At 36.8% G+C, this 19,114-nt stretch carries 17 protein-coding genes; 15 read left to right on the top strand and 2 right to left on the bottom strand.

Going from position 1 to position 19,114, the window contains the following annotated elements:
* Positions 1 to 3 precede the first annotated feature (3 nt).
* From B5488_RS17220 to B5488_RS17190, 7 genes are all read left to right on the top strand, one after another.
* Positions 4 to 750: a glycosyltransferase gene (locus B5488_RS17220; protein ID WP_231919768.1), complete on the top strand. Its 747-nt coding sequence runs from the start codon at positions 4 to 6 to the stop codon at positions 748 to 750.
* A 141-nt stretch (positions 751 to 891) separates the two neighbouring features.
* Positions 892 to 2,007, top strand: coding sequence for a glycosyltransferase family 4 protein (locus tag B5488_RS17215; RefSeq protein WP_079736379.1), 1,116 nt, complete (start codon positions 892 to 894; stop codon positions 2,005 to 2,007).
* Complete coding sequence (locus tag B5488_RS17210) at positions 1,994 to 2,563, top strand: L-threonylcarbamoyladenylate synthase (RefSeq protein WP_079736378.1); 570 nt, start codon at positions 1,994 to 1,996, stop codon at positions 2,561 to 2,563. Before B5488_RS17215 ends, B5488_RS17210 begins: the two co-directional genes overlap by 14 nt.
* Before the next feature lie 336 nt (positions 2,564 to 2,899).
* Complete coding sequence (locus B5488_RS17205) at positions 2,900 to 4,333, top strand: CCA tRNA nucleotidyltransferase (protein WP_407690209.1); 1,434 nt, start codon at positions 2,900 to 2,902, stop codon at positions 4,331 to 4,333.
* 33 nt (positions 4,334 to 4,366) lie between these two features.
* A complete protein-coding gene (locus tag B5488_RS17200) occupies positions 4,367 to 5,392 on the top strand; it encodes a COX15/CtaA family protein (RefSeq protein WP_079736376.1) in 1,026 nt (341 codons plus the stop codon).
* A 24-nt stretch (positions 5,393 to 5,416) separates the two neighbouring features.
* Complete coding sequence (locus tag B5488_RS17195) at positions 5,417 to 5,926, top strand: IS1096 element passenger TnpR family protein (RefSeq protein ID WP_079736375.1); 510 nt, start codon at positions 5,417 to 5,419, stop codon at positions 5,924 to 5,926.
* Between the two features lie 264 nt (positions 5,927 to 6,190).
* Positions 6,191 to 7,249 carry a nucleoid-associated protein gene (locus tag B5488_RS17190; RefSeq protein ID WP_079736374.1) on the top strand — a complete coding sequence of 353 codons (1,059 nt, stop codon included), beginning with the start codon at positions 6,191 to 6,193 and terminating at the stop codon, positions 7,247 to 7,249.
* A gap of 323 nt (positions 7,250 to 7,572) precedes the next feature.
* Here the strand turns inward: B5488_RS17190 and B5488_RS17185 are convergent, their stop codons facing one another.
* Complete coding sequence (locus tag B5488_RS17185; protein WP_079736373.1) at positions 7,573 to 8,643, bottom strand: hypothetical protein; 1,071 nt, start codon at positions 8,641 to 8,643, stop codon at positions 7,573 to 7,575.
* A 94-nt stretch (positions 8,644 to 8,737) separates the two neighbouring features.
* Here B5488_RS17185 and B5488_RS17180 point away from each other — a divergent pair, with 94 nt between their 5' ends.
* The 5 genes from B5488_RS17180 (at position 8,738) to B5488_RS17160 (ending at position 16,766) form a co-directional block, all read left to right on the top strand.
* Positions 8,738 to 9,643, top strand: coding sequence for an ABC transporter ATP-binding protein (locus tag B5488_RS17180; protein ID WP_079736372.1), 906 nt, complete (start codon positions 8,738 to 8,740; stop codon positions 9,641 to 9,643).
* Positions 9,643 to 10,479 (top strand): ABC transporter permease, encoded by an 837-nt coding sequence (locus B5488_RS17175; protein WP_079736371.1) that lies wholly within the window; start codon positions 9,643 to 9,645, stop codon positions 10,477 to 10,479. The genes B5488_RS17180 and B5488_RS17175 overlap by 1 nt, the downstream gene beginning before the upstream one ends.
* 24 nt (positions 10,480 to 10,503) lie before the next feature.
* Positions 10,504 to 13,263: a T9SS type B sorting domain-containing protein gene (locus B5488_RS17170; protein ID WP_170065292.1), complete on the top strand. Its 2,760-nt coding sequence runs from the start codon at positions 10,504 to 10,506 to the stop codon at positions 13,261 to 13,263.
* 161 nt (positions 13,264 to 13,424) lie between these two features.
* The gene (gene uvrB, locus B5488_RS17165; RefSeq protein WP_079736369.1) at positions 13,425 to 15,434 is read left to right on the top strand and encodes an excinuclease ABC subunit UvrB; all 2,010 of its coding nucleotides are present in this window, start codon (positions 13,425 to 13,427) and stop codon (positions 15,432 to 15,434) included.
* Between the two features lie 114 nt (positions 15,435 to 15,548).
* Positions 15,549 to 16,766 carry a hypothetical protein gene (locus B5488_RS17160; protein WP_231919767.1) on the top strand — a complete coding sequence of 406 codons (1,218 nt, stop codon included), beginning with the start codon at positions 15,549 to 15,551 and terminating at the stop codon, positions 16,764 to 16,766.
* 137 nt (positions 16,767 to 16,903) lie between these two features.
* Here the strand turns inward: B5488_RS17160 and B5488_RS17155 are convergent, their stop codons facing one another.
* Positions 16,904 to 17,218, bottom strand: a complete 315-nt coding sequence (locus B5488_RS17155; protein WP_079736368.1) for a rhodanese-like domain-containing protein — start codon at positions 17,216 to 17,218, stop codon at positions 16,904 to 16,906.
* A 195-nt stretch (positions 17,219 to 17,413) separates the two neighbouring features.
* Between B5488_RS17155 and B5488_RS17150 the strand changes: the two genes are divergently transcribed.
* The 3 genes from B5488_RS17150 to B5488_RS17140 are packed head-to-tail and all read left to right on the top strand — an operon-like array spanning position 17,414 to position 19,111.
* Positions 17,414 to 17,863, top strand: coding sequence for a MarR family winged helix-turn-helix transcriptional regulator (locus tag B5488_RS17150; protein ID WP_079736367.1), 450 nt, complete (start codon positions 17,414 to 17,416; stop codon positions 17,861 to 17,863).
* 2 nt (positions 17,864 to 17,865) lie between these two features.
* Positions 17,866 to 18,498: an NAD(P)H-dependent oxidoreductase gene (locus B5488_RS17145; RefSeq protein ID WP_079736366.1), complete on the top strand. Its 633-nt coding sequence runs from the start codon at positions 17,866 to 17,868 to the stop codon at positions 18,496 to 18,498.
* Positions 18,499 to 18,532: 34 nt separating this feature from the next.
* Positions 18,533 to 19,111, top strand: coding sequence for a YceI family protein (locus B5488_RS17140; RefSeq protein WP_079736365.1), 579 nt, complete (start codon positions 18,533 to 18,535; stop codon positions 19,109 to 19,111).
* Positions 19,112 to 19,114: the final 3 nt, after the last annotated feature.

Raw genomic sequence — 19,114 nt, 5'->3', positions numbered from 1 at the left:
GATATGGCCCAGGTTTTTAAAGAAAAAATACGACGTTTTTTTGAAACTATCTTTGGTTCAGCAACTAAAGACTTTAAACAAATTCCCATTATTATAAATAATTATAATCGGGTCTCCACCTTAAAAAAATTGATTTCCGATCTTGAAAAACGTGGTTATTACAACATTCATATAATAGATAATAAATCTACCTATCCTCCCCTTCTCGATTACTACAAGGTCTGCCCTTACCGGGTATACAGGTTAAAAAAGAATATTGGTTTTAAAGCGCTTTGGCGTAGTGGTTTATGGTACAGGTTTTTTCAGGGGTATTATTGCTATACCGATTCCGATTTAAGCCTGGTAGAAGATTGTCCTGATGATTTCCTGAAAACTTTTTATAATCTGCTAAAAAAATATCCTAAAGTTCATAAAGTGGGATTTTCCCTAAAAATTGACGATTTACCCAATACCTATCATTTCAAGAAAGAAGTTATAGATTGGGAATCTAAATTTTATCAAAACCCAAAAGAAAAAAATGTATTCATCGCCCCAATAGACACCACCTTTGCGCTTTATCGGCCGTTTTCAAAAAGAGGAAAACGGGATGGATCTATGGAAATGCTGCGTACCGGTTGGCCATATCAATGCCATCATCTTCCCTGGTATGTAAACTCGGCTAAGCTTTCTGCAGAAGAAGAATATTATATAAAATCTTTAGAAGCACCAACACATTGGGGTGCAAAAGACCAAAATTCCGAGGAGAAATAGTACCTCTTTATCAGGTTTTTAAAAACAGAATAAAAGCTAGTTTTAACGGCTAATATCAACTTCACAAGTATGCTTTAAAATATTTGTAATTTTTACCATAGTTTTGTCATTAATTTCATCCCAGATAATCAAAGAAAAAGTATGAATATTCTCCATCTATCGGCTGTTAGAAACTGGGGTGGTGGGGAAAAACATATCGAAAACTTATGTTTAGAACTGGCAGAATCAAATCCCGAGGTAAATAATATTATTTTATGTAAAAAAGGCGATTTGTTTGAAAAAAGCCTTGAAAGAAGTAAGCTGACTTATACTACCGCGCCCATTCTAACCAATTTTGATTTGCGCTATGTCATTAAATTAATCACACTGGTTAAAGAAAAAAAAATTGACATTATACATATTCACGATCCTACTGCACTTGCTTTTGCGGTAATTTCAGATAAATTTATTGCGCTCCCACCTTTCATTTTCAGCAAAAAGACATCTTTTCCTATTAGAGATAGAAAACGTACTCTTTATAAATACAACTATCCAAAAATTAAAAAGATACTTTGCGTTTCCGAAAAAAGTAAAAGTGTAATTGCAGAACATATAAATGAGCCTTCAAAACTTATTAAAATATACCACGGATTTAGATCGGAAAGGGAGCAATTTAAGAACACCAGAGAGGAGCTTTTAGCTGAATTGAATATTCCGAAAGAAAAAACAATTATTGGTAACATTGCTAACCATATTTGGCCAAAAGACCTGGAAACCTTTTTAAAGGTTGCTCACCACTTAGTGTATACCAAAAACCGAAAGGATCTATATTTTGTACAAATTGGATTTTATTTTAGGGAAACACCGCATTTATTAAAAAAGCTTAAAGAACTAAAATTAGAGAATCATGTTAAATGTTACGGCTTTAAAAACAATGCGTCAAGGTTTTTTAAAGTTTTTAATTATTTCCTTTTAACCTCTAAGATGGAAGGTCTGCCTAATGTTATCTATGAAGCTTTTTACCACAAAGTTCCTGTAATCGCTACAAATGTGGGCGGAATTCCCGAAATTGTGACCCATATGGAAAATGGGCTTTTAGCCAATACTTTTGATGCTGAAAAATTGGCTGAACACATCCTTTTTTTAGAAAAAAACCATGAACTAATTTCTCGTTTTACTAAAAATGGCTATAAAAACCTGGTAGAAAATTTTACCACAAAACAAATGGCCCAACAAACACTACAAGAATACAAAAACGTCCTTTATGGAAGATATTAAAACCGAAATGCAAAACGCCCTTGCTACTTTAAAACGCGGCGGACTTATACTCTACCCTACCGATACGGTTTGGGGAATTGGCTGTGACGCCACAAATGCCGAAGCGGTTGAGAAAGTTTATGCTCTTAAAAAACGAAAGGAAAGTCAGGCGCTGATTTGCCTGGTTTCAGATTATAAAATGCTGAATCAATTTGTTGAAGACGTACCTGAAGTTGCTTACGATATTCTAAAATTTGCCCGCAAACCCACTACGATTATCTATGACGATCCTATTCGGGTTGCCGAGAACCTTATCGCAGCTGATAATTCTTTAGCGATAAGAGTTTCCAAGGATAAATTCAGCAATGATTTGGCAAAAAGATTTAGAAAACCAATCGTATCTACATCAGCCAATATTAGTGGTGAAAAAACACCCGAATCCTTTGCTGAAATAAGTCCCGAAATTTTAGAAGGTGTAGACTATGTAGTAAATTTGCAAAAAAATAAAAAATCGGCCAAACCTTCCGCCATCATTAAATTAAGCAATGATGGAAAGGTAAAAGTGATTAGGAAGTAAGTTGGTTCGCCACGAACCTATTTGATATAATTGGCTTTAGTTTAATCTGGCGACGCAATTATAAGTTAAACATATTATTTAGATCGTCATGCTGAACTCGTTTCAGCATCTAACATTATAGTATTACAGCTCAGCTTAGATCCTGAAACAAGTTCAGGGTGACGATTTAATTTGAGATAGGAATAAATCTTAAAATGTAATAGCTGTTCTAAAGCAGAACTAAATAATTCAAACCTCATAGGTTTTAGGAACTTGTTTGGTCTCATAAAAGCACAGGCTTGCCCAAAATTTTACTTGTGAATTCGTGGTTAGAACTTAAAAAAAGAAATTACAATAGTGAAGAATTATAAAGGAGCTTTAAGCCACAATATTTTCAGAGTCATTACCCGGGCCTCAGAAGAACTTAACCTTGAAAGTTATGTGATTGGCGGCTTTGTTCGCGATCATATTTTGCAGCGTGGAGAACCCAAAGATATTGATATTGTTGCGGTAGGCAGCGGAATAGCATTAGCGCGAAAAGTTGCTGAAATTCTCCCTCACAAACCCAAAGTACAGGTTTTCAAAAACTACGGCACTGCAATGCTACGGGCTTACGATATGGAAATTGAATTTGTGGGCGCCCGTAAAGAAAGTTATCAAAAAGACAGTAGAAAACCACTGGTAGAAGACGGAAGTTTGGAAGACGATCAAAACCGTCGCGATTTCACCATAAATGCACTGGCATTAAGTTTAAATGAAAATAGTTTCGGAAATCTATTAGATCCTTTTAACGGAATTGAAGATTTAAATTCTAAAATAATCAGAACGCCTCTGGATCCGGATATTACCTATTCTGATGATCCTTTAAGGATGCTTCGCGCAATTCGGTTTGCAACCCAGTTAAATTTTAAGATCGAACAAGAGTCTTTAGATGCAATTACCAGGAACAAAAAACGCATCAAAATAATTTCAAACGAAAGAATCACAGACGAGCTTCACAAAATTATGCTTGCTGAAAAACCTTCAAAAGGATTCTCTCTTCTACATAAAACCGGTTTGCTTCATATTATCATGCCCGAACTAACTGCTTTGGAAGGCATAGATGAAATTGAAGGCCAAAAACACAAAGATAATTTTTGGCATACTTTAGAAGTGGTCGATAATATTGCCGAAAACACCGATGATCTTTGGCTGCGATGGGCCGCTTTATTACACGATATTGGAAAAGCGCCAACTAAAAAATTTCATAAGAAAATCGGGTGGACCTTCCACGGGCACGAGTTTGTTGGTGCAAAAATGGTTTTTAAACTATTTAAACGCCTTCGCCTACCCTTAAATGATAAGATGAAATATGTGCAAAAGCTGGTTCTAATGAGCTCACGCCCCATCGCTATTGTAGATAACGATGTAACCGATTCCGCCGTACGTCGACTTATTTTTGACGCAGGAGAAGATATTGAAGATTTAATGACGCTATGTGAGGCCGATATTACTACCAAAAATCCGAAGCGCTATAAACAGTATCACAATAATTTTAAAGTGGTTCGCACCAAAATGAAAGAAGTGGAAGAACGCGACCACGTTCGTCAATTTCAACCTCCGGTAAGCGGGGAAGAAATTATGAAAACCTTTAATATAAGCCCTTCAAGGGAAATTGGAATCATAAAAGAAACCATTAAAGAAGCAATTTTAGAAGGCGAAATTCCCAACGAACACGAAGCGGCGAGAGAATTAATGTTGAAAAAAGGAAAAGAACTGGGGTTATCAGTAGGCAGTGGGCAGTCTCAGTAGAGAGTTTGCAGTAGAAATAAAGATTGAATAAAAATGTATAGAAAATCGGTTAAAATTTCCCTCATTCTAGTTTACCTGGTGATTATTGCCGGGGCAGTGGTTAGAATGACTGGCTCTGGGATGGGTTGTCCCGACTGGCCAAAGTGTTTTGGATATTACATTCCTCCAACAGAAGTTTCAGAATTGGAATTTCAGGCAAATCGCGAGTATGAAAAAGGCCAGGTAATTATCGTTGATGAAACCTTAAAAGTCGCCAGAACCGACTTTACTTCCGAAGAAAATTATTCCGAAGAAGATTGGGAAACCTATACTAAACACGATTATGCGATTTTTAACCCTGCGCATACCTGGGTTGAATATATAAACAGGCTTGCCGGAGCAGTAGCGGGATTTGCCGTGCTCATCATGGCCGTGCTTTCCTTTAAAAAATGGAAAAAAAGAAAAAGAATTACGTTGCTCTCATGGCTTTCGGTTTTCCTTATGGGATTCCAGGCCTGGCTTGGCGCAACAGTAGTTTATTCGGTGCTATCGCCAGTTAGGATCACCATTCATATGGTGATGGCGCTGGTAATTGTAGCACTCTTACTTTATTTATTATTTATCGCTGAAGAAAAAATTAAAAACAAGGTTCCGAATAGAAGTTTCAGAAACTTAATGATCCTGGCAGTTGCCTTAACGCTTATCCAGGTTGTTTTAGGAACCCAGGTGAGGCAGTTAGTAGATGAACAGGTAAAAATACTAGGTTACGATGCTAAAGAATTATGGCTCGCTAATCCAGATCTAAATTTCTATGTGCATCGCAGTTTTTCTATTCTTGTACTTCTTGTAAACGCTGTACTTTGGTGGAAAAACCGAAAACTCGAGCTTCAGTTTGGGAAAATAAACTGGGTAATAATTTTTCTTTTATTAGAAATTACTACCGGAATTGCAATGTATAATTTTGATTTTCCGTTTCTTTCCCAACCGCTTCATTTAGTTATTGCCTCGGTATTGTTCGGATTTCAGTTTTATTTATTATTGGAATGCTTTGCGGCGGGCAGAAAGTTGAAAACTTTGTAACTTTGCCCCTTAAAATTTGATATTATGGTTTACCGATTTAGAGTAATTCTTGATGCTGAAGAAGATGTGTTTAGAGATATAGAAATACTGCAGGAAAACACCCTGGAAGATCTGCATAACACCATTTTACAATCCTTTGGGTTTGATGGCACAGAGATGGCCTCCTTCTACTTAAGCGACGATAAATGGCAGCAGGGCGAAGAGTTTTCGCAGTTTGATATGGGCGGTGAAGTCCGTTTAATGAACGAAACCAGCCTTGAGTCTATTTTAGATGAAGACAATAGAAATATAATCTATATTTACGACTTCCTAAAGATGTGGACTTTCTTAATTGAGCTTGCCCAGATTGGTGAAATTGAAGCTGGCAGAGATTACCCAAATCTTATGTTTGTTCACGGTCAACTTCCTGATAGTGCACCAGATAAAGATTTTGTTGGCGAAGACGATGAAGATGCAGGTGGTGGAGATATGTTTGACCAGGGATTCAACACCAACGATTACGACGATCTATCTTTTGATGAAAATTGGAATTGATTGCGAAACAATCATCCCGAACTTGCTTCTCGATTTTAAAGTAAACGTCATCCTGAATTTATTTCAGGATATAAGTTGTTGATATTTCAACACAAGGTAGATAAATTCTAATTCCTTATTAAAAACAGATTGCTTCGTGCCTCGCAATGACAATTAAAAACTAAAAACAAGATTTCCGCCGGAGTTTATCCCGATTTTTATCGGGGCGGGAATGACAAAACTAAGATTTCCGCCTTCGCGGAAATGACAAAAACTATATACTGAATGATCAACCTTTTTAATGCGCAAATTGAATCCCTTTCTATTCACAGGGTTGGGAACAAAAGTCGAAACGAGAATATTTTTCTCTCGGCGGCACCTTATCAATTAAATGATGAGATCACTCCTTTGATAAAGGAATATTTTCTGAAACCTTTTCGGGAAAAAGAAGAGAATTACTTCAATTTTTCTCACGAAACCGATATTGAATTCAACGAATTATACAATCTGGCAAACGGGATTTTTGATGATCCGGGAAACATTCATGAGGCTTCAAAAAAGATAACTACTTTATTATTTGAACAATCTGCACATCCTCATATTAAAAGCGGAGAGGTATATGTGGTTTATTTCGAAAATCTACAAATAGATAATGAAAAGGTTTCAGGAATCGGGATTTTTAAATCTGAATTAAAACACGATTTTCTTCAGTTTGAGGAGAACGGTAGCATTTTAGAAATGATTGTTCAGCAGGGAATTAATCTTAACAAACTGGATAAAGGCGCGCTTATTTTTAATAAAAATAGGGAAGAAGGTTATAAAATTCTTTCGGTAGATTCTAATAAATACGATACCAAATACTGGCTGGAAAACTTTTTGGGTGTAGATGTGATGCGTGATGAGAATTACAACACCAAAAGTTACCTGAATTTCTGTAAGAATTTCGCCAAAGACGTGGTTTTACCTGCGGAAGACAAAAAAGAAGAGGTGATGTTTATGAACCGAAGTATGGATTACTTCGCCAAAAATGATGATTTTGAGGAAAGTAATTTCTTAAATTCGGTAATTGATAATCCTGAGTTACTACCCGAATTTCAGCATTATAAAACTGAAAAAGCGCCTAAATATAAAATCGAAGATCTTACCAATTTCCCCATCGCAAACAAAGCGGTAACCGATGCGCGAAAGAAAATTAAAAGTGTGATCAATCTGGACACACACATCCAAATTAAAATGGATTTTGTAAACGCTGAATCGGCAGATAAGTTTGTTGAAAAAGGTTGGGATGAGGAAAAGCAAATGTATTATTACCTGGTTTATTTCAATAAAGAAGAGAAAAGTTAAGAAATTCTGCAATTAGACCTTACAGATTTTAAAAACCTGTGAGGTCTTTTATTTTACTCGATAATCGAGATTTAAATGCTCCGAGGCTTGTCTCGAATCAAAATGTTTTGCTTATAAAATGCCTCATGGGCTTGCCCCGAGGTAGTTTACTTATTTCATAAGCCATCTTTAATAAAGTGCTTAAAATCGTCATCCTAAACTTGCTTCAGAGCTTGCTCCGAAATTTATTCGGAGATCTAAAATGTCGATAATCAAAACATCTTAGAAGCTGAAACAAGTTCAGCTGGACGCAACTATATTTTTCAAACAACCTCCTTCTTATTTTACGAACTTTCCAGCAAACGTTTCATATTTACATCTTCATAATTGCGGCGCACAAAATCTAGTGCAGTTCTTAGAATTTGCCCCATAGTACTGGCGCGTTTAAATTTAATATCCCTGGTATATTTATAAAGGTCGCTTCTTAAAGTTTTTACATTGGCCTGGGTAGAAACGTGATCGTTTATCATACAGCGCAGCAATTCTTTATAACGGGGCCGTGTATTGATAATTCTTTTGGCAAGCAGGGAACGCTCTTCTTTTCTATATTGTTCTATTGAAGATTCCTGGAGTTTATCCTGGACCAACTCCACCATTTTTAAATTCTCTTTAAAAAACTGCGGACGATAGACTTTCAAATTCCCCTCAAAACACTGCTGATCAAAATCTATCGCCCTAATTTGATATTCTACATGATCGAAATCGTGCGTGGGAATCACCACATAATTATAAGAACGCATATCTCCCAAAAGTCTAACTGTACAGCGTTCGTTGAATTTCACAAATTGTTTGGCAATTTGGGTTTGTGCCCGGTTGTCACAGCTCGGCAAATGGTCTTCAATAAAAACATCTCCCGGTATTCCGGCAATATGTTCTTCAATTAAAGTGTCTTTATAAACCAGGAAATTAATTCGGTGTGGGGAAAGCAAGTGCTCAAATTCGAGTCCGTAGATTCTGGAAGCATCAGCTTTTTTTACGTAGAAATAGGTAAAACTATCGTTTAAGATATTTCGCACTTTTATGCGGAAGGGTTTCGAATTTCCAAAGGTGCAATAATCTATAGCATCCACATTTAAAAATTCCAGCGAGTCGTCACTACCATCAGAATGCATAATGGTATACACCTGTTTCAGGCTATTATCTATTTCTTCGCGTTCAAAATCGGGATAGTAACAACGCACCCAAAATGTATCTTCTTCGTGCTGATCATAAACCACCACAGACCCTGAAAAGCGTAACAAATCGTCATAGAAAACCGGAATTTTGGTATTACGGTTATGTTTGGCCAGATATCGGTTTAACCTTTCATTTACAGCAAATGACGGTTTTTTCTTAGACATCAGCTTTTCTTCCATATTGTGTGTGCTTTTTATCAAAAATAAGCTTTCTAAAGTGAAATCTGTAACAATTCCCTAACTTCGTCGTCATACTTTAAACTTTTCTTCAATTTTGGAAACAATTCTAAGTCTCAAAGACCTTACTAAAAAATATGGCGCGTTAACCGCGGTAGACAACCTGTCTTTTACCATAAAAAAAGGCCACGTATATGGTATTTTAGGCCCTAACGGAAGTGGAAAATCTACCACGCTAGGGATGGTGCTAAACGTAGTTAATAAAACCTCTGGCGAGTTTGCCTGGTTTAGTGGAAATATCAACACTCACGAAGCTTTAAAGAAAGTGGGCGCCATTATAGAACATCCTAATTTTTACCCTTATATGACGGCCTCACAAAACCTGGCGCTGGTATGTAAAATTAAAGATGTTCCGAAAGATAAAATTGACGAAAAACTGAAAATTGTTGGTTTACTGGATAGAAAAGACAGCAAATTCAGAACTTTTTCTTTGGGAATGAAGCAACGTCTTGCAATTGCCTCTGCCCTACTTAACGACCCGAAAATTTTAATTTTAGATGAGCCTACCAACGGATTGGATCCGCAGGGAATTCATCAAATTCGGGAGATTATCAGGAAGATCGCAGCAGGAGGAACTACCATTTTACTGGCTTCGCATTTACTGGATGAAGTTGAAAAAGTTTGTTCGCATGTGGTGATTATAAGAAATGGAAAGAAACTATACAGCGGCCCTGTAGATGCTATTAATGCCAGCCACGGTTTCTTTGAACTGCAGGCAAAAAATATGCAATTACTCCAGGAGTTACTTATTGCCCATCCGGGGATAGAAAATGTTTCAGAAAAAGAAAATATTGTAACGGCTATTCTTAAAGAGCCTATGGATGCTGAAACTATTAACGAATATTTATTTCAAAAGGGACTTTCTCTTTCCTACCTGGTAAAACGAAAAGAAAGCCTGGAAGAACAATTCCTTGAATTAACCAATCAAACTCCATCTGCATAATGTTACGACTTTTAGAGATAGAATATCATAAATTACGCTATAGCCGTTCGGCAAAAATACTGGTCCTCACCTATTTTATTTTAATAACTTTTATTGCATTAATTGCTTCTATTGAATTCAATTTAGGCGCGATTAACTTTCGCGTAGCCGACCAGGGAATTTTTAATTTCCCTTACATCTGGCATTTTAATTCTTATATCGCCGCCTTGCTAAAATTGTTCCTGGCTATTGTAATTGTTTCCATGATGTCCAACGAATATACCAACCGGACGCTAAAACAAAATTTGATTGACGGCCTAAGCAAAAAAGAATTTATCGCTTCTAAGTTCTTAACTGTAATGGTATTTTCCCTGGTTTCTACAATCTTTCTGTTTATTGTTTCCCTAATTCTAGGGCTTTCATTTTCAGATTTCACAGAGGTTTCTATCATCTTTTCAGATATGGAATATATGATCGCTTATTTCGTAAAACTCACTGGATTCTTTGCCTTTTGTATGTTCCTGGGAATTCTTATAAAACGTTCTGCATTTGCACTTGGCTTTCTGTTTATCTGGTGGATTTTAGAAAGTATTGTTTATGGAGTTTTAAAGTGGCAGATTTTTAGAGATTCTGAAATTGCTGATAATATCGCTAGATTTTTTCCGCTGGAATCTATGAGTAACCTTATCAAAGAACCCTTCTCCAGGCTATCGGCGGTACAAACCGCAGCGACTCAAATAGGTTCTGAAATTGATAAAGACTATGGAATTCACTGGGACCAGTTAATAATTGTGATATTTTGGACTGCTATTTTTGTATTTTTATCCTTCAGACTTCTAAAAAAGAGAGATCTGTAGAATAAAATGTATGGGGGAGGGCGAATGAAAATTATTTATCTTTTTCTTATAAATTTTCTGGTTTTAAGCCTCCAGCTTAATGCCCAGCAAGAAGCGGCCAACTGGTATTTTGGTGATGGTGCAGGACTTTCTTTTTCTTCTGGTGAGCTCGAAAATTTAGATAATGGAAGGCTACGAACAGTAGAAGGTTCTACCAGCATTTCAGACCAAAATGGAAACCTACTCTTTTATACAGACGGAACAATTGTGTTTGATCGCAACCACGATTTGATGCAAAATGGGACCGATTTAAAAGGAAATGTTTCTACTACCCAATCTGCAATTATTGTCCCACGACCTGCCCATCCTGGTAGATATTTTATTTTCACCGTAGATAAACCTGACTATTACCTTACTCCAAACGACGAAATTGAAGGCGTTCACTTTTCTGAAGTAGATATGAATCTAAATAATGGAAATGGCGGTATTGTTGAAGGGAGAAAAAATATTCATTTAGAAACCTATAATTCTTCAAATGCGAGCGAAAACGAATTTAAAAGTTCAGAAAAAATTTCTGCAGTAATTTCTGGAGACTGCGTTTCATATTGGGTAGTTACCCAATTCACAAATAAGTTTTATTCTTTTAGGGTGAGTGAAAGTGGCGTAGAAACCACCCCTGTAGTCTCTACCCTCTCCAATAACTTCCCTCCCATTCTCAATGAAAATGATATTAATATAACCGCAGGCGGATACTTAAAAATATCTCCTGATGGAAAAAAAATGGCAGCAGCATATACAGGTACTTCATTGGGAAATTCAAATTCTGGAACCAAAAATACCGGAAAAGTCTTCCTGTATGATTTTAATGATCTAACAGGAAAGGTTACAAATGAAGAGTTAATCCTTGAAAACAGTTATCCTTACGGAGTTGGTTTCTCCCCTACCTCATCTAAGCTTTATATTACAGCGAATATCTTTAATTCTAATGATTTTTTGGAAAATAGTGAACTTTATCAGTTTGATTTAGCAAGCAATAATATTATGGATTCCAGAGAATTGATTCATTCTTCCCGAAACGTAGCTGGAGGCTTACAACTTGCTATAAATGGAAAAGTTTATAGAGCCGGCTACCCAACAGATGATGGCGGCTATTTAAATCACACGCGAATTTCGGTAATAAATAAACCCGAAGAAGATGCACAAAATGTAGATTACCGTCATAATTCAGTAGATATTGCTCCCAATAATTCAAAATTAGGGCTTCCTCCTTTCGTTCAATCATTATTTAAAAATTCATTTGAAGTTGAGAACTTATGCTTCGGTACGAGCACCGAGTTTACAATTTCAGGAGAACCGGATTTTGATGCTGTTCTATGGGAATTTGGGGATGGCGAAACTTCTAACACTCCAAATCCATCCCACGTCTATTCAGAACCTGGTACCTATACCGTAGCACTTATAAAAACCAGGAATGGTATTCCCCAGGATCCCGTTTGTAAGGAAATAACCATCTTAAAGTTACCTGAAATAAATCAAGATTTTACGCTTCAGCAATGTGATATTACAGATAATGATCCCGGAGATGGAATCACAACTTTTAACCTACAATTAGCCAGGAATGAGCTACTGTCAGCTGAAAATTCATCTGTTCAGCTCTATTTTTATGAAGATGAGCAAAGCGCGATAGATGATGTGGAAAATGAGGAAGCTTTAAGAAGTACCTATAGAAATAACATTCCAAACCAGGAGTTAACTATAAAACTGGTTGATTTGAATGGAGAATGTAGTAAATTAAATAAGATTACGTTAGAAGCTACCGGTGGCGTACAGCTCAACCCGGCACCGGTTAGTGGTTGTGAGCTTACCGATGGCGAAGGTGAATTTAATCTCACTGAAATTGAACAAAATATAATTCAGGAGTTAGGTTTAAGCCAAAATATAACCTTAAGTTTTCACCAAACTGAAAATGATGCAATCCTGGGGGAAAATTATTTACCTCAAATCTATCTTTCTGCCCCAAAGACCATTTATATTAGGGCTGAAGCGGATAATTCGTGTTACGGCTTTGGATCTATAGAGCTATCATTAAATAGTCTTCCAGAAATTCGGGATGCAATGGTAACCCAGGCTTGTATAGACGATTTTCCTTTAACACTTGGTAATGATATTAATATGCCCAACCCAGGCGATTATAATTACTCCTGGAATACCGGCGAAACTTCCCAAACCATCTTAGTTAATGCGCCTGGCACATATAATTTAAGTATTACAGATACTAATCTGGGGTGTAGCCGTGAAATTCAGTATATAATTGAGCAATTCCCTAATCCAGAAATTTTAGAACTGGAAATTGAAAACCAGGGAGAAACCAATCAGGTCACGGTGCTCACCAACGAACTTTCCGGATTAAGCTTTGCTATGGATAATCCCGATGGCCCTTACCAAAGTAATCCTACTTTTAGAAATGTGCCCGGCGGCACCCATACTTTTTACGCAAGAACTAATAACGCCTGTAAAGTTGCTCAATTTGAAGAGATCATTTTCGGTTTTCCGGCCTTCTTTACACCAAATGCAGATGGCTATAATGACTACTGGCTTCCTTATGAAACCAACACCACAGAATTTCAGGTAGAATACATTCATATTTTTGATCGCTATGGAAAACTTTTAAAAGAATTACCTGCCAATTCACAAGGCTGGGATGGTGATTATAATGGAAGAGCTATGCCGCCGAGTGACTATTGGTTTAAAGGTAAACTGGCAAATGGTCAGGAATTTAGCGGTCATTTCACCCTGAAACGTTAAGGAAAAGTTTCTCAGTTTGAAGCGGCAGGATTATTGATTAGTTTCGTGAGAATAAGTCAGTAAACTACCTTGCGGCAAGTCCAAGAGGCATTAAATAGAAAAATTTTTGAATTTCGAGCCAAGCCTCGGAGCATTTAAATCTCGATTATCGAGTAACACGAATGAAATTTAAGATAGAATCAGATTACAAGCCTACCGGTGACCAACCTAAAGCGATAGATCAGTTGGTTGGTGGAATTAACAATAACGACCAATATCAAACCCTGCTTGGGGTGACGGGATCTGGTAAAACTTTTTCTGTAGCCAACGTGATTCAGGAGGTGCAAAAGCCCACCCTGGTTTTGGCGCATAATAAAACCCTTGCTGCCCAGCTTTATTCAGAATTCAAACTGTTTTTTCCGGATAACGCTGTGGAATATTTTGTGAGTTATTACGATTATTATCAGCCCGAAGCTTTTATTCCAACCTCGGGAACTTATATTGAAAAAGACCTTTCTATTAATGAGGAAATTGAAAAATTAAGACTCAGCACCACTTCCTCCCTTTTAAGCGGAAGACGTGATGTTATTGTTGTCGCTTCAGTTTCTTGTTTATATGGTATAGGAAACCCGGTAGAGTTCCGAAAAAATGTGGTTTCTATTGAACGGGATATGCAACTTTCCCGAACCAAATTTCTACATCAACTTGTTCAAAGTCTTTATTCCCGAACCGAAGCTGAATTCTCCCACGGAAACTTCAGAATTAAAGGAGACACGGTTGACGTTTACCCGAGTTATGCCGATAATGCCTTCAGAATTCACTTTTTTGGAGATGAAATTGAAGAAATTGAAGCTTTTGATCCCGGCACTAACGATATTATTGAAAAATACGAACGCCTGAATATTTATCCTGCTAATATGTTCGTAACCTCGCCCGATGTGATGCAAAATGCTATTCACCATATTCAGGACGATCTTGTAAAACAGGTAGATTATTTTAGGGATATTGGGAAACATTTGGAAGCGAAACGTTTAGAAGAAAGAACAAATTTCGACCTGGAAATGATTCGGGAATTGGGTTATTGTTCTGGTATTGAGAACTATTCCCGTTATCTTGATGGTAGACAACCCGGTACCCGCCCCTTCTGTCTTTTAGATTATTTTCCTGACGATTTTTTAATGATAGTAGATGAAAGTCACGTAACCATTCCGCAGGTACATGCGATGTATGGTGGGGATAGATCCAGGAAAGAAACCTTAGTTGAATACGGATTTCGACTTCCCGCTGCGATGGATAATCGTCCGTTGAAATTTGAAGAATTTGAGGCCTTACAAAATCAGGTGATTTATGTAAGCGCCACCCCGGCAGATTACGAATTACAAAAATCTGAAGGAGTTTACGTAGAGCAAGTGATAAGACCAACCGGACTTTTAGATCCTGTGATAGAAGTACGTCCCAGCCTAAACCAGATTGATGATCTTATTGAAGAAATTCACACCAGGAATGAAAAGGATCAAAGAACCCTGGTAACTACCCTTACCAAAAGAATGGCTGAGGAACTCACCAAATACCTTACCCGTATTGATATAAGATGCCGCTATATACACTCTGATGTTGATACGCTTGAACGGGTAGAAATTATGCAGGATTTACGCCGCGGAATATTTGATGTACTCATTGGGGTGAACCTGCTAAGAGAAGGTCTGGATCTTCCAGAAGTTTCTTTGGTAGCCGTAATAGATGCCGATAAAGAAGGATTTTTAAGAAGTAATCGCTCGCTAACCCAAACCATTGGACGTGCGGCGCGTCATGTAGAAGGAAAAGCGATTTTATATGCCGATAAGATTACCGATAGTATGCAAAAAACCATCGATCAAACTGAATATAGAAGGACCAAGCAGATAAATTATAACAAAGAAAATAACATGAGTCCTACTCCACTGGTTAAGAGATTGGAGAACAGTACCTTGATTAAAGAAAAACTGGATGTATATGATGCTGAAAAACCATTAACTACCAAAGCTGCTGAAGCCGAGGTTGCTTATATGAGTAAACCCGATTTGGAAAAAAGAATTCGCGAGAAAAGAAAGGCTATGGAAAAAGCGGCAAAAGACCTCGACTTTATGGCTGCTGCAAAACACAGGGATGAAATAAAAATGCTTCAGAATAAAGTAAAAGAAGCAAAGGGCTAGGGAAATCCCTTAATATTGGTAGATTCTTTAGAAAAAGTTTTTCAGAAAGTATATTTAAAAATCCAAAACACCCCTAACTAAAAAACACCTTATTACTTAACTGTTATTTTTAGTATGATGAAAAAAATTATACTTTTCTATTTTTTAATTTTAGCCACTACAGCTTTCTCTCAGGTAGGAATTGGAACAACCGAACCGGGAGCCCAATTGGATATTGTTGCTTCAGATAAGGACAGTCCGTCAAACATAGATGGAATACTAATTCCTCGTCTAAAGAAATTTCCTTCACAAAACCCGGGAAGCGCACAACACGGGATGCTAATTTTTCTTAGTGAAGATTTTAATAATTCTCCATCAGGATTTTACTATTGGCATCATCAGGAAAACAACTGGAAGTCTATAGTTTCAGATGCAAAAGCAACGAATTTCTATAAACCTAATTCTACCGAAAGCCCCGGCAATATTGAAGATAATATATACAGAGAAGGAAATATCGGTATAGGAACCGAAGATATTATTAGTAAACTTCAAATTGCGATAAATCCCGGTGATGCTCAGGATATTAAAAAAGGCCTGGAAATAGATAACAACAACTCCGCTGAAACCAGGAATACTTACGGAATTGAAATAAGAAATCGTAGTAAAACCAATGCGATCAAATATGGATTAAAATTAAATGTTTCCGGTGAGGGAGAAGGCGAGCGATATGGTATTCATAATGTCACAAACAAGACAACCGGTAGTAATAACATTTATGGCATATACAATAAAGTGGGACGAACAGAAGGTGCTAACAGCAATAATTACGGAATCTTAACTGAAATTGGAACTTCCACCGGAAGAGGTAATATATACGCAATTTACGCCCGTGCCGAAGGCAATTCTAGCTCAAGGGTTTTTGCCGGATATTTCGCAGGCCGTGTAGGAATAGGTCAAACCCACGCTGAAGAATATATTTTTCCGGATTCCCGGGGAGTAGAAAATCAGATTTTAGTTTCTGATAATTCAGGCAAACTTGATTGGAAACACAACCACACCAGAAATTATATAAGTACAGGAAGTCAAACTGGTACTTACACCATTGGGGAAGAAGTTTATTTCTTAAGGATTAACCCGAATATTTCATCAATTACATTTCCTGATGCCTCGTCTAATAAAGGTCGGGAACTGGTATTAATAGGTAAGGGAAGTAGTACCACGGCGCTTAATTTCGTAAATGGAGATACCCTGGACGATATTCAGGATAATAGTATAACCAGTATATCAAATGGCGAAATCCTTACTATAATAAGTATAGGAACACGTTGGTTGTTAATAGATAGATCTAATTAAATAAAAAAAGCAGTAAACTACCTCGGAGCAAGCCCACGGGGCATCCATTGAAAACTATTGTTTAATTTTCGAGGCAAGTCTCGGAGCATTTAAATCTCGATTATCGAGTAAAATTGATTTTACTGCTTTTTAAAAACTTAATCCTCAGCCTTCTCGCCTTCCCATTCCATAAATCCGCCTTCAAGGTTATAGGTGTTAGCAAAATTCATCTGGTCTAAAATAGTGCAAGCTTGTGCGCTGCGTTTTCCAGAACGGCAATAGATATAGTAATTTTTATTCTTATCCAGTTTTTCCACTTCATTTACAAATTCCTGTCCTTTATAAATATCAAGGTTTTTAGCGTTGGGGATATACCCATCCTCTACCTCTTCTTCAGTTCTAACATCTAAAATCACTGCGTTTTCATCTTGTTGTAGCTGTGATTGCCATTCTTCCTGACTAAGTTCTTTCATACATCTTATTTTTTACTGAATCCCTTTGAAGCAGGGAATCTATTATTCCTATTAATTTTTCACTGTAAAGATATTGAAAGTTTTAAAAAACAGTGGTTTCAATCCATTAGATTCTGGTACAAAAATTTAACATTTAATTTAGAACTAAATTATAAAACCTGCTTATATTTGTATATACAAATGTTGTTTAGACAAATGAAAATCGAAGACCAATTAAAAACAAATAATTTACCACCGGCAAGAAAGCTAAGCCTTAGCATTCTGGTAACCGCAAATCTTATAGATGAGAATGTAGCCGCTGCGCTTAAACCTTTCGATATTTCTATTCAGCAATTTAATGTCCTTCGAATTTTAAGGGGTCAAAAAGGAAAACCGGCCAATCTTAGCACCATCCAGGAGCGTATGGTGAGTAAAATGAGTAATACCACCCGGCTGGTAGATAAACTTATCGCCAAAGAACTTACGCAAAGAATTATTTGTGAAGCCAACCGGCGGAAGGTTGAAATAAGCATTACCGAAAAAGGTTTAAACCTTTTAAAAGAAATTGACCCAAAGGTAGATGCAGTAGAACAAGAACTGATTAAAGAAATCAGTGAAGACGAAATTGAATTTGTTACTAATTGCTTAAATAAAATAAGAAAATAACTATGGAAAATTATATAGAAAATTTAAACTGGCGTTACGCCACTAAAAAGTTTGATGCAGAAAAATCTTTAAGTCAGGAAGACGTAGAGAAACTTCAAAAAAGCATTCAGCTTTCAGCCTCTTCATACGGACTTCAGCCTTACAAGGTATTTGTAATTTCCGATAAGGAAACCAAAGAAAAATTAAAAGCGGCTGCGTGGAACCAGTCTCAACTTACCGATGCTTCACACGTATTTGTATTTGCCGGACTTAAAAAGCTCAATGAAGCTTATATCGATGCATACCTGGAAAACATCAGTAAAATTCGTGAAGTTCAGGTTCAGGATTTAAGCGGATTGAAAGATATGCTGACATCCAATATCTTAGGAAAAACCGAAGAACAGCAATCAGTATGGGCACAAAAACAAGCCTATATCGCCCTTGGTAATTTGCTTTCTGCAGCAGCACATTTAAAGATCGATACCTGCCCAATGGAAGGTTTTGATGCGCAAAAGTTTGATGAGATCCTGGGAATTTCAGGAACTAATTTAAGCACTGCTGTAATTGCTACCGCAGGTTACAGAAGTGAAGCAGACCAATTGCAACACGCTAAAAAAGTTAGAAAACAAGAAGAAGAATTATTCCACTTAATATAAACCAAAATCAAATTAATTTAAATTAAAAATTGCTATGAAAAAGAATCTATTTAAAGGTGCTCTTGCATCTACAGTTATCGTATCTCTTTTATCTTTTACCAATGTAAACGCACAGGAAAAGAAAATTGATGTAAAAAACAGCAACATTGAATGGGAAGGCGAAAAAGTAACCGGTTCTCACGAAGGAACCATAGACTTGAAAGAAGGTTATTTCACTATGGAAAACGGCGAACTTAAAGGTGGTGAATTTGTAATGGATATGTCTTCTATTACGGTAACCGATCTTAAAGGAGAAGACAAAGGAAAGTTAGAAGGTCACTTAAAATCTGATGATTTTTTTGGAGTGAATAACTACCCTAACGCCAAATTGGTAATTACCAGTGTTGCAAAGAAAAGTAATGACACTTATGGTGTAGTTGCCGATCTTACTATTAAAGAAAAAACAAACTCTATTACTTTCGATTTAGATATGGACAAGAATTCAGCTTCTACCGATTTAACCATAGACCGTTCTAAATACGATGTACGTTACGGTTCTGGAAGTTTCTTTGATAACCTTGGTGACCAAACTATCTACGATAATTTTGAACTTGATGTAGAATTAAAATTCTAATTA

This window comes from Salegentibacter salegens (assembly GCF_900142975.1).
GTDB lineage: Bacteria > Bacteroidota > Bacteroidia > Flavobacteriales > Flavobacteriaceae > Salegentibacter > Salegentibacter salegens.
Note: the sequence above shows the minus strand (reverse complement) of the source record. Positions and strands in the feature narration are given on the sequence as shown.